Annotated in this window: 10 protein-coding genes; 4 read left to right on the top strand and 6 right to left on the bottom strand. The window is 60.4% G+C overall.

What is annotated here, in order from left to right; all coding sequences use genetic code 11:
- Window positions 1–173: 173 nt before the first annotated feature.
- The 5 genes from CKW17_RS14890 to CKW17_RS14910 all read right to left on the bottom strand — a co-directional run bounded on the left by CKW17_RS14890 (window position 174) and on the right by CKW17_RS14910 (window position 4,732).
- Entirely contained in the window at window positions 174–398 is a 225-nt protein-coding gene (locus CKW17_RS14890; RefSeq protein ID WP_095120431.1) for an MbtH family protein, read from the bottom strand.
- An 83-nt stretch (window positions 399–481) separates the two neighbouring features.
- Window positions 482–1,894 carry an aspartate aminotransferase family protein gene (locus CKW17_RS14895; protein ID WP_095120432.1) on the bottom strand — a complete coding sequence of 471 codons (1,413 nt, stop codon included), beginning with the start codon at window positions 1,892–1,894 and terminating at the stop codon, window positions 482–484.
- A 141-nt stretch (window positions 1,895–2,035) separates the two neighbouring features.
- Complete coding sequence (locus CKW17_RS14900) at window positions 2,036–2,521, bottom strand: GNAT family N-acetyltransferase (RefSeq protein ID WP_095120433.1); 486 nt, start codon at window positions 2,519–2,521, stop codon at window positions 2,036–2,038.
- Between the two features lie 208 nt (window positions 2,522–2,729).
- On the bottom strand, window positions 2,730–4,052 hold the full coding sequence (locus CKW17_RS14905; protein WP_095120434.1) for an ATP-binding protein: 1,323 nt from the start codon (window positions 4,050–4,052) through the stop codon (window positions 2,730–2,732).
- The gene (locus CKW17_RS14910; RefSeq protein WP_016985441.1) at window positions 4,052–4,732 is read right to left on the bottom strand and encodes a response regulator; all 681 of its coding nucleotides are present in this window, start codon (window positions 4,730–4,732) and stop codon (window positions 4,052–4,054) included. The genes CKW17_RS14905 and CKW17_RS14910 overlap by 1 nt, the downstream gene beginning before the upstream one ends.
- 238 nt (window positions 4,733–4,970) lie before the next feature.
- Between CKW17_RS14910 and CKW17_RS14915 the strand changes: the two genes are divergently transcribed.
- The 4 genes from CKW17_RS14915 to dsbG all read left to right on the top strand — a co-directional run bounded on the left by CKW17_RS14915 (window position 4,971) and on the right by dsbG (window position 9,121).
- Window positions 4,971–5,663, top strand: a complete 693-nt coding sequence (locus CKW17_RS14915) for a hypothetical protein (RefSeq protein ID WP_095120435.1) — start codon at window positions 4,971–4,973, stop codon at window positions 5,661–5,663.
- Between the two features lie 97 nt (window positions 5,664–5,760).
- Window positions 5,761–7,494: a protein-disulfide reductase DsbD gene (dsbD, locus tag CKW17_RS14920; protein WP_095120436.1), complete on the top strand. Its 1,734-nt coding sequence runs from the start codon at window positions 5,761–5,763 to the stop codon at window positions 7,492–7,494.
- Window positions 7,494–8,375, top strand: coding sequence for a TlpA disulfide reductase family protein (locus CKW17_RS14925; RefSeq protein ID WP_095120437.1), 882 nt, complete (start codon window positions 7,494–7,496; stop codon window positions 8,373–8,375). The genes dsbD and CKW17_RS14925 overlap by 1 nt, the downstream gene beginning before the upstream one ends.
- The gene (gene dsbG, locus CKW17_RS14930) at window positions 8,351–9,121 is read left to right on the top strand and encodes a thiol:disulfide interchange protein DsbG (protein WP_095120438.1); all 771 of its coding nucleotides are present in this window, start codon (window positions 8,351–8,353) and stop codon (window positions 9,119–9,121) included. Before CKW17_RS14925 ends, dsbG begins: the two co-directional genes overlap by 25 nt.
- An 81-nt stretch (window positions 9,122–9,202) precedes the next feature.
- On the opposite strand, the gene CKW17_RS14935 is transcribed toward dsbG, so the two are convergent.
- Window positions 9,203–10,015, bottom strand: a complete 813-nt coding sequence (locus CKW17_RS14935) for an alpha/beta fold hydrolase (protein ID WP_095120617.1) — start codon at window positions 10,013–10,015, stop codon at window positions 9,203–9,205.
- Between the last annotated feature and the right edge of the window lie 66 nt (window positions 10,016–10,081).

The raw sequence follows: 10,081 nt of genomic DNA on the forward strand, positions 1-10,081 counted from the left end.
GCTGAAACCGCGTTATCGTTCATCGCGAGCAGGCTCGCTCCTACAGGGGGAGCGCATTCCAAATGTAGGAGTGAGCCTGCTCGCGAAGAGGCCTGACCTGACAACACAAATACAAGACATGAAAAAACCCGCTGACTGTCACCAGTCCAGCGGGTTTGTTTTTGCCCGGGCGCTTATTGCGCGGCGGCCTGCCCGTCCATCTTCTGGCGCAGGCTCAGCGGACGCATGTCAGTCCAGACCTCTTCGATGTAGGCCAGGCATTCCTTTTTCAGGCCGCTCTTGCCCACAGTGCGCCAGCCTTCTGGCACGGCTTTGTAGTCCGGCCAGATCGAGTATTGCTCTTCGTGGTTGACCACGACCTGAAAGAGGATGTCCTCGCGGTCGAATACTGACGTCATGCTGGTTCTCCATCGTTGTAAGGGTGGGCTGCACGAGGGGTGCAGCCGGGTATGTAGAAAGAACGTTCGGCGCGGCGAAAAATTTACAGCGACGCGATGGCGGCGGCCAAAGCGCGACCGAAGATTTCCGCAACATGGTCGATTTCAGCTGCGGTAATCACCAGCGGCGGCAGGAAACGCACCACCGCGCCATGGCGACCGCCAAGCTCCAGAATCAGGCCGCGCTTGAGGCATTCGCGCTGGACCAGCGGCGCCAGTCGCGCAAACGCCGGCGGATGACCGAGCGCATCCGGTGTGCCGTTCGGCTCGACCAGTTCGACCCCGAGCATCAGGCCACGACCGCGAATATCGCCCAGTTGCGGGAAGTCGCGCTGCAGGATGCGCAGGTGCTCACTGAGGCGCTCGCCCATGGCAGCAGCGTGTTCGCAGACCTTGTGCTCAACCAGATAACGCATCACCGCAGAGCCTGCCGCCATGGCCATCTGATTGCCACGGAACGTGCCGGCGTGCGCGCCCGGTTGCCAGGTGTCGAGCCAGTCGCGATAGACCACCACGGCCAACGGCAGGCTGCCGCCGATGGCTTTGGACAACACCACCACATCCGGGGTGATGCCGGCGTGTTCGAAGGCAAACATTTTGCCGGTACGGGCGAAACCGCTCTGGATCTCGTCGACGATCAGCGCCACACCGGCCTTCTCGGTGATCCGGCGCAAGCCGCGCAACCACTCGATGTCCGCCGGAATCACACCGCCCTCGCCCTGCACCGCTTCGACGATCACCGCTGCGGGCAATTGCACGCCGGCTTCGGGATCGTTGAGCAGGTTTTCCAGGTAACTCAGGTTAGCCTTCACGCCTGCTGCGCCACCGAGGCCGAACGGGCAGCGGTAGTCATACGGGAACGGCATGAACTGCACGCCATTGCTGAGCAAGGCGCCCAACGGTTTTTTCGGCCCCAGGCTGCCCATCAGGCTCAGCGCGCCCTGGCTCATGCCGTGATAACCACCGGAAAAAGACAGCACGGTGCTGCGCCCGGTCGCCGTGCGTACCAGCTTCAATGCCGCTTCCACAGCATCGGTACCGGTCGGGCCGCAGAACTGGATTTTCGCTTGCGCCGCCAGGGCGGGCGGCAGCAGACCGAACAGATCCTGGACAAACTGATCCTTGACCGGCGTGGTCAGGTCGAGGGTGTGCAGTGGCAATTCATCGGCCAGTACCTGCTGGATCGCTTCGATCACCACCGGGTGGTTATGCCCCAGCGCCAGCGTGCCGGCACCGGCCAGACAGTCGATGAAGGTGCGCCCTTCGACGTCTTCGACGTACAGGCCTTTGGCGCGTTTCAGGGCCAGCGGAATACGTCGTGGATAACTGCGGGCGTTGGATTCCTGTTGAGCCTGACGGGCCAGCAATGGCGATTCACTGAACTGGTACAACGTTTCGGCCGGCGCCGAAGTAACCCGAGCCGACGACTCTTCGATAAGGCTGGTGGCGACTGACATCTCTCGACCCCTCAATTGGCTATGGATAGTGACCAAAACAGCACACCGGACAGTGCGCATTCCGATCGCGGGGCGCACTTGCAGGTTTTCCTGTTCTGGAAACGCTTAAGGGGCCCGAGGATTTAGCCCGTGATCGAGTTGTCAGACCGGCGATGCCAACGACTTGTGCATGGGCAGGGTCTGCAAGCCTTGGTATTCGAAGGGCGGCGCAGACTCGCGATAACCCAGACGCCGATAAAAAGCGCGGCCGGTGCGCGTGCTGTTGAGGTCAGCGTGAAGCACTCCGCGAACCCGCAACCAGCCCTCCAGATCCTGCATCAGCGCCCGCCCGACGCCGCGCCGAAAGGATTCCGGCTGCACGTAACACAATGAAATGTCGCCACCGGCCTGGGCCATGCCGACACCGACCGGTTTGTCCGCCAGCAATGCGATACACAGATAGAAGTGCGGGTCGGCGAGCCGGGCACTGATGAAATCGGCGGACTGCTGGCCGATCCAGTCACTGACCAGTGACGGGTGGTTACGGTGATCGAGTGCACAACCGATGCGAATCGAACGTTCGATGATGCGGCTGATGATACCGGCGTCGGCCAGGATGGCCGGACGAATGCAGATGGGTGCTTCCATGGCGCAGTTCCCTCAATCCATTGAGTCAAAGCTGCGTTGACCTTACCCCCAGGCCAAGCGGATAGCGAACGTCGAGAGGTTACATTTGATGTGTCTGGCGCGATTTACTGTAGGAGCTGCCGAAGGCTGCGATCTTTTGATCTTGATCTTGAAAAACAAAATCAAAAGATCGCAGCCTTCGGCAGCTCCTACACAGGCTGTGCAGGAATCAGACAGGCTGCAACGGCATGGTCAGTTCGACGCGCAGGCCATCCGGGCGGCTGTCGAAATGCAGCGCACAGTCGCAACGCTGGACGATCGCCTGAACAATTGCCAGACCGAGACCACATCCGGTGCTCTGACCGTTGCGCCAGAAGCGTTGCGTCAGGTGTTGCAGATCATCCGGCGCGATCCCCGGGCCATGGTCGCGCACAACAAACCGTACGCGGTTGCCAATGGTTTCCAGGCTCAGCTCAACCGCACAGTCCTCGGCGGTATGACGCAGGGCGTTGTCGAGCAGATTGCGCAGCGCCGCAATCGACAGCACGGCCGGCATCTGTAGCGCTGCAGCGGAAAGCTCGGTCGGCAGTTGCAGTTTGATGCGCAGGCGCTCGCCACCCGTGGCGTCTTGAATCGCCAGGCGTGCCACTTGCTCGGCGCTGCATTGCGAACCGTCATCGAACGACAGACTGCCCTCGACCCGCGCCAGCAACAGTAATTGCTCGAGGGTGCGATGCAAGCGATCGGCACCCTCCTCGGCCCGCGCCAGCGACTGATCGCGGGCATTGCCGTCGGTCATGCGCGCAACTTGCAGGTGGGTCTTGATCGCTGTCAGCGGACTGCGCAGTTCATGCGCCGCGTCACCGGTCAGGCGCCGCTCGCGCTCGATGGTTTTGCCGATACGCTGGAACAACTGGTTCTGTGTTTCGAGCAGCGGCTTCAATTCGCTGGGAAAAGTCTGAATCTGCAACGGCTCGAGCGAGTCGGCGTTGCGCCGCATCAGCGCTTCACGCAGACGGTTGAGCGGCGCCAGACCTTGGCCAATGCCCAGCCACAACAGACACAGACAGCCGAGCAGCGCCACGCCCACCGGCACCGATGCCGCCAGCAGAATCGACATGTTCAGGGCTTCGCGCTCGATCTGCCGATCCGCGGTGGTAATCCGCACATCGCCGCGGGCCAAGGTGAAGCTGCGCCACGGTGCTCCGTCGATCATCTGGTCATGGAAGCCCATCTTCTCGGCTTCCAGCGCCTGTTCGGGATTGTTGTGGCTGCGCGCGAGAATTTCCCCGCGCAACGAACTGACCTGACAGGCCATGCCGCCGGGGATATTCAGTTGTTCGGCACTGAAATGGGTGCCCTCGCCTTTGCTCGGCAGTGTCGGCAACTGTTCCAGCAGCCCGGCGACCATACGCGCCGACGCCACCAGACGCTGGTCGAGGGAAAACATCATCTGATTGCGCAGGTCACTGAGCATCCAGGCCGCCGCCAACGCCCAGATCAGCGCAAACGCAGCGCCGAGGGTCAGGCTCAGGCGCAGTCGCAGGCTCATCACTTGTCTTGCTCTCCACCGTCGGCCGGGCCAAGGCGATAGCCCAGACCGCGGACGGTTTCGACGATGCCTTTACCCAGTTTGCTGCGCAGGTGATGGATGTGCACGTTCAGCGCGTTGCTTTCCAGTTCATCGTTGAAGCCGTAGACGCTGTCTTTCAACTGTTCGGTGGACAGCACCCGCCCACGATTGTGCAGCAGCGCCTGCAACAGCGATTGCTCGCGGCGCGACAGGTCCACCGGTTGCCCGGCCAGCATGGTTTCGCGGCTGCTCGGGTCGTACGTCAGCGCGCCGTGCTCGATCAGGTTGACGCTGCGCCCGGCAACCCGGCGCAACAGGGTTTGCAGACGGGCGAACAGTTCACGCAGATCGAACGGCTTGAGCAGGTAATCGTCGGCCCCGGCCTGCAAGCCATCGACACGGTCGGTCACCGAGTCGCGCGCGGTCAGGATCAGCACCGGAATCTCCAGGCCGCTCTGCCGCAGTTGTTGCAGCAATTTGAGGCCATCTTCGTCGGGCAGGCCGAGATCGAGCACCATCACGTCGAATTCGGCGACCTTGAGCATCGCCCGCGCTTTCGATGCAGTGTTGACGTGCTCGACGGTCAAACCCTGAGCCGTAAGACCGGCAACGATGCCACTGGCAATCAGCTCATCGTCTTCGCAAACCAGTACGTGCATGGGTGCTCCGTGGATAAAAAAGGCGAGTGAAGCAGGCGAGGATTAAGCGGCAATTATGACCGTCACCGGTGTTTACGCAAAGCCGGGCAAAAACATCGGGGCGCCACCTGACGCTGGGACTCACTCGGCTCTGAAACTTTCCCACTAATAAAGAAACACTTTCTCCCTATGTAATAACCCTTCGATCATTTAGTTTTCGACCGGTAAACACCAACAACTTTAAAGGGACTTAATAAACATGCCTAACCTGACAAACTTCGTCGCGATCGATTGGCGTTCCGGTCCTGATCGTATTTATTTCTTCTTCAAAGACAGCAACACCTATTCCCGATTCGATATCGGTGACAATAAGGTATCCGCCAACTATCCGGCATTGGTCGGCAGTAACTGGGACAGCTTTGGCCCCCATGCCAAAGACTTGCGTTTCGGACTGACAACCACTTCATTCGGCTGGAACACCTCGTCCGATGAAGATATTGCCTGGTTGTTCTTCTATCAGGGAACCACACCCGTGGTGTGTAAATACAACCAGGACAAGGACAAGGTCGATGCCTTCTATAAAGTTGCCGATTCGATCTGGAAGCCGATACTGCCCTACTTCGACAAGATCATCGCCGGTACCTGGTTCCAACTGACCGGTCACCCGTTTCTGTTCAGGTTCATCCTGAACGACGGACACTATCTATCGTTTAACTACAAGGCAAAGACCCTGACTTACAAATCCTTCGGAGATTATCAACTTGGGGCGCTGAAACCGTACAAGGACCGCATCATCACGGCAGCGCAAAATGACCGGACTTTCGCCGACAGCTACTGGTACATTTTCCTGACCGACAACCAATACCTGACTTACAACATTCAGTCCGACCGTCTGGTCTCCGGCCCGCAAACCATCAACGACCAGAACTGGCCAGGACTGCTGCGCGGCTGATTGGCCGAAACCGGAGGGCCTTGTAGGATAGGGTTAATTATCGGTTAATCGCCGCCGCCCATTCTGCACCTCACTTGCACAGGGACAAGGCTCCTCCATGCGTCATTTTTTTCTCTTTTTTGCTCTGCTGATTTCCAGCCTGGCCCAGGCCGGGAACAATCCATTTGATACCAAACCGGAGTTTCTGCCGGTCGACAAGGCGTTCGTGCTCACCTCCGAACGTCTTGAATCCGGTGAAACCCAGCTGTTCTGGCAAATCACCGACGGCTATTACCTGTATCAGAAACGCTTGAAATTCGATGGACTGAGCGCGCAGCAGCAGCCCGCACTGCCTGAAGGCGAATCCCACAGCGACGAGTTTTTCGGTGAGCAACCGGTCTATCGCCAAGGGCTGGAAGTGAAAATCCCGGCAACCGCCACAGGCCAGATCAAGGTCAGCTATCAGGGTTGTGCCGATGCGGGGCTGTGCTATCCGCCGCAAACCCGGGTGATAGACCTGGGCGGCAAGGCCGCGGTGGCCGCAGGTGCAGAAGCACCCGATCAGGCCTTGGCCAGCAGCCTGCAACAACGGGCGCTGGGCTGGAGCCTGTTGGTGTTTTTCGGCCTCGGACTGTTGCTGGCCTTCACCCCATGCACATTGCCGATGCTGCCGATTCTGGCCGGCATGGTGGTCGGCAGTGGTGCCACCCCGCGTCGCGGTTTCGCGCTGGCCGGTAGTTATGTGATCTGCATGGCGCTGGTATATGCGGCGATGGGTGTGATTGCTGCGCTACTCGGCGCGAACCTGCAGGCGTGGTTGCAGAATCCGTGGCTGCTCGGCACGTTTGCCGCGATCTTCGTGGTGCTGGCCTTGCCGATGTTCGGCTTCTTTGAACTGCAATTGCCGGTGGCCCTGCGTGATCGCCTGGAACACGCCTCGCGCAGCCGCAGCGGTGGCAGCCTGATCGGTGCTGGCGTGCTCGGTGCGTTGTCCGGTCTGCTGGTCGGCCCGTGCATGACCGCGCCGCTGGCCGGTGCATTGCTGTATATCGCGCAGAGCGGCAACGCGCTGCACGGTGGCTTGATCCTGTTCTCGCTGGGCATCGGCATTGGTGTGCCGTTGCTGTTGCTGGTGACCGTGGGCAATCGCTTCCTGCCCAAACCCGGCGCCTGGATGAACCTGCTCAAAGGTGTGTTCGGTTTCCTCTTCCTCGCCACCGCGCTGTTGATGCTGCGTCCGGTGCTGGATGCTTCGTTGTGGCTGGGCCTGTGCGGTGCACTGTTGTTGATCGCCGCGTTTTGCGCCTGGAAACAGTCCGAAGGTTTTGGCCGCGTCGCGCAGTTGTTCGGCGCCAGTTCGTTGTTGCTCGGGCTGTGGGGCAGTTTGCTGGTGATCGGTGCGGCAGGCGGCAGCGATGATCCGTATCAGCCTTTGCAGGTCTACAGCGCCGGCCGCGCCAGCGCAGCGCAGCCATCGGCGCATGACGCGTTCACCACGATCAAGGAGCCGGCGGCGCTGCAACGCGAACTCGATGCCGCCAAGGCTCAGGGCCAGTGGGTGCTGCTCGACTACTACGCCGACTGGTGTGTCTCGTGCAAGGTCATGGAGAAGCAGGTGTTCGGCAAGGACAAGGTCATGCAAACGTTGAGTGACGTACGCCTGCTGCGCCTCGATGTCACTGCCGACAATGCCGCCAGCCGTGAATTGCTCAGCCGCTACAAAGTGCCGGGGCCACCGAGCTTCGTCTGGATCGGCACGGATGGCGAAGAACGCCGCAGCCAGCGCATCACCGGCGAAGTCGATGCCGATACATTCCTGCAACGCTGGGCTACCACCCGGGACGCCAATTAATGCTGACTTTGACCCTCGGCACCTTTGCCATTGCGCTTAATCACCTGCTGCTGATCAGTGCCCTGGCGCTGGCGACCTTTGTCGGCTGGCGGGTGGCCAAGCGTGGTGGCGATAACCCCGAGTCGGCGTTGTTCAGCCTGTTTCTGCTCGGGATGCTCGCGGCGCGTGTTGCCTTTGTGTTGCTGTACTGGTCGCACTATCGCAATGACCCGTGGCAGATCATTGATTTGCGTGACGGTGGTTTCCTCGCCTGGCCGGGCGTGATCGTGCTGCTGCTGGTGGCGCTGTATCGCGGCTGGCGCCGACCGGGCTTGCGTCGCCCGCTGGGTTTTGGTGTGGCCAGCGGTGTGGCGTTCTGGCTGTTGGCGACGCTGGCGCTGAATATCTATGAACAAGGCACCCGGCTGCCGGACATCTCGCTGCGCAATGCGGCTGGGGAAACCATCCAGCTCAGCGACTATCAGGGTGGCCCGCTGGTGATCAATCTGTGGGCGACCTGGTGTCCTCCGTGCCGGCGCGAGATGCCGGTGCTGGAAAACGCCCAGCAGCAACGACCCGACCTGACCTTCCTGTTCGTCAATCAGGCCGAAAGCATGCAAAGCGTGGCGACGTTTCTGGAAACCCAAGGCCTGAGCCTGAACAACGTGCTGTTCGACCGCAGCGGCCGGCTGGGTCAGGCCGTCGGTTCCATGGCCCTGCCGACTACGCTGTTCTACAGCCCTGACGGTAGGCTGCTGAGCAGTCACCTGGGCGAGTTATCCAACGCCAGCCTCGCGCGCGCCTTGGAAAACTTCGACACCCCAACCCCGAATTCGAACCCGGCCACTGCACCGGCCACCTCTGCAAGGAAACTGCCATGCCCCGCCTCCGCCACCTGCTGACGCTGACTCTGGGCAGCGCCCTGCTGCACTTGCCGTCGGTGCAGGCCGCTGAAGAATTGCCTGCGGCGATCAAGCAAATCGAAGCCAAAGGCGCGAAAATCGTCGGCCAGTTCGACGCCCCCGATGGTTTGCGTGGTTATGCGGCGCAGTATCAGAATCGCGGCATGGCGCTGTACCTGACCCCGGATGGCAAACACGTTTTACTCGGTAATCTGTACGACGCCGACGGTAAGGACTTGAGCAGTGAGCCGCTGCAGAAACTGGTTTACGCGCCGATGGCCAAGGAAGTCTGGGCCAAGTTCGAAGCGAGCAACTGGATTCAGGACGGCAACAAGGATGCACCGCGCACCGTGTACCTGTTCAGCGATCCGAACTGCCCTTACTGCAACATGTTCTGGGAACAGGCGCGGCCGTGGGTGAAATCCGGCAAGGTGCAACTGCGGCACATCATGGTCGGCATCATTCGTGAGGACAGCCCGGGCAAATCGGCCGCGTTGCTGGCGGCGAAAGATCCGGCCAAGGCGCTGGAAGATCACGAAAAGGCTGGCAAGGGCAGCTCGCTCAAAGCATTGAAAGAGATTCCGGTGGCCGTGCAGAGCAAACTGGCGGCGAACATGCAGTTGATGGAAGACCTGGATTTGCAGGCCACGCCGGCGATCTTCTACATGGATGACAAGGGTGAGTTGCAACAGCAGCAAGGCGCGCCTGCGCCGGACAAGTTGGTGAAGATTCTCGGGCCTAAATAAGCAAAATCAAAAGATCGCAGCCTGCGGCAGCTCCTACATGGAAAGCGTTTTCTGTAGGAGCTGCCGCAGGCTGCGATCTTTTCAACGGCGGCCAGCCAGGAAAGCAAACAACGCCTCGGTGACAAACTGCGGATTCTCCAGATTGGAGATATGCCCCGCCTCCGGCACCAGCACCCACGGGCAACCGATCAACTCCGCCATTTCCTTTGTTTCCGACGGTGGTCGCGGTTTGTCCTGATCGCCGCACATTACCAGCGTGGTCGCCGCATTCAACTCGCCCAGACGTGGCAACAAATCATCCCGGCCAAAGGTGATACGCCCCATCGGTACGATGCTTTCGCGTAAACGATCCGAGGAGTACGCCGCCAGTTTCGCGCGAAAATCCTGATACAGCGCCGACTGCGGATCGATACCCGGACGGAAGAAGATCGGCACGACGATGTCCAGTAATTGCTCGGAGATCTCGCCGGTTTCTTCGATCTGCTTGAACAGCGAGAAGTAGTACTGACGTGTAGGCTCGGGTTCGACACCGACGTAGGTGTCCATCAGCACCAGACCGTTGATGCGCTGCGGTGCCGACAGTGCGAGACGCACGCCCCACATGCCGCCGACCGACAGCCCGACGAGGGTGACCTGATCGATGTCCAGATGATCGAGCAAGGCCTGCGCCTGACGGGCGATGTCATTCAGGGACGTCGTGCCTTCAGGCAACCGGCCCGATTCGCCATGGCCCCACAGGTCCAGCGCAATCACCCGATAGTGCGGCGACAAAGCGGCAATCTGCGGTGCCCACATGGCCTGATCCCATAGATAGCTGCCGGCCAGCAACACCGCCGGGCCTGAGCCTTGATCAATGTAATGCAGCGCTTGTCCGTCAACCGTGAAAAAAGGCATCGACCACCCCCGCGACAAAAAAAGAGAACCGGCAGACTGAGCTGCCGGTTGCTGGTCGTCAACCTT

This window comes from Pseudomonas sp. Irchel s3f10, assembly GCF_900187515.1.
GTDB classification, from domain to species: Bacteria; Pseudomonadota; Gammaproteobacteria; order Pseudomonadales; family Pseudomonadaceae; genus Aquipseudomonas; species Aquipseudomonas tensinigenes.

Coding starts and splice junctions, on each gene's coding strand:
- dsbG (WP_095120438.1), top strand. CDS start 8,351: ATGCCCCGCCTCCGCCACCTGCTGACGCTGACTCTGGGCAGCGCCCTG.
- dsbD (WP_095120436.1), top strand. CDS start 5,761: ATGCGTCATTTTTTTCTCTTTTTTGCTCTGCTGATTTCCAGCCTGGCC.
- CKW17_RS14890 (WP_095120431.1), bottom strand. CDS start 398: ATGACGTCAGTATTCGACCGCGAGGACATCCTCTTTCAGGTCGTGGTC.
- CKW17_RS14925 (WP_095120437.1), top strand. CDS start 7,494: ATGCTGACTTTGACCCTCGGCACCTTTGCCATTGCGCTTAATCACCTG.
- CKW17_RS14905 (WP_095120434.1), bottom strand. CDS start 4,052: ATGAGCCTGCGACTGCGCCTGAGCCTGACCCTCGGCGCTGCGTTTGCG.
- CKW17_RS14895 (WP_095120432.1), bottom strand. CDS start 1,894: ATGTCAGTCGCCACCAGCCTTATCGAAGAGTCGTCGGCTCGGGTTACT.
- CKW17_RS14900 (WP_095120433.1), bottom strand. CDS start 2,521: ATGGAAGCACCCATCTGCATTCGTCCGGCCATCCTGGCCGACGCCGGT.
- CKW17_RS14910 (WP_016985441.1), bottom strand. CDS start 4,732: ATGCACGTACTGGTTTGCGAAGACGATGAGCTGATTGCCAGTGGCATC.
- CKW17_RS14935 (WP_095120617.1), bottom strand. CDS start 10,015: ATGCCTTTTTTCACGGTTGACGGACAAGCGCTGCATTACATTGATCAA.
- CKW17_RS14915 (WP_095120435.1), top strand. CDS start 4,971: ATGCCTAACCTGACAAACTTCGTCGCGATCGATTGGCGTTCCGGTCCT.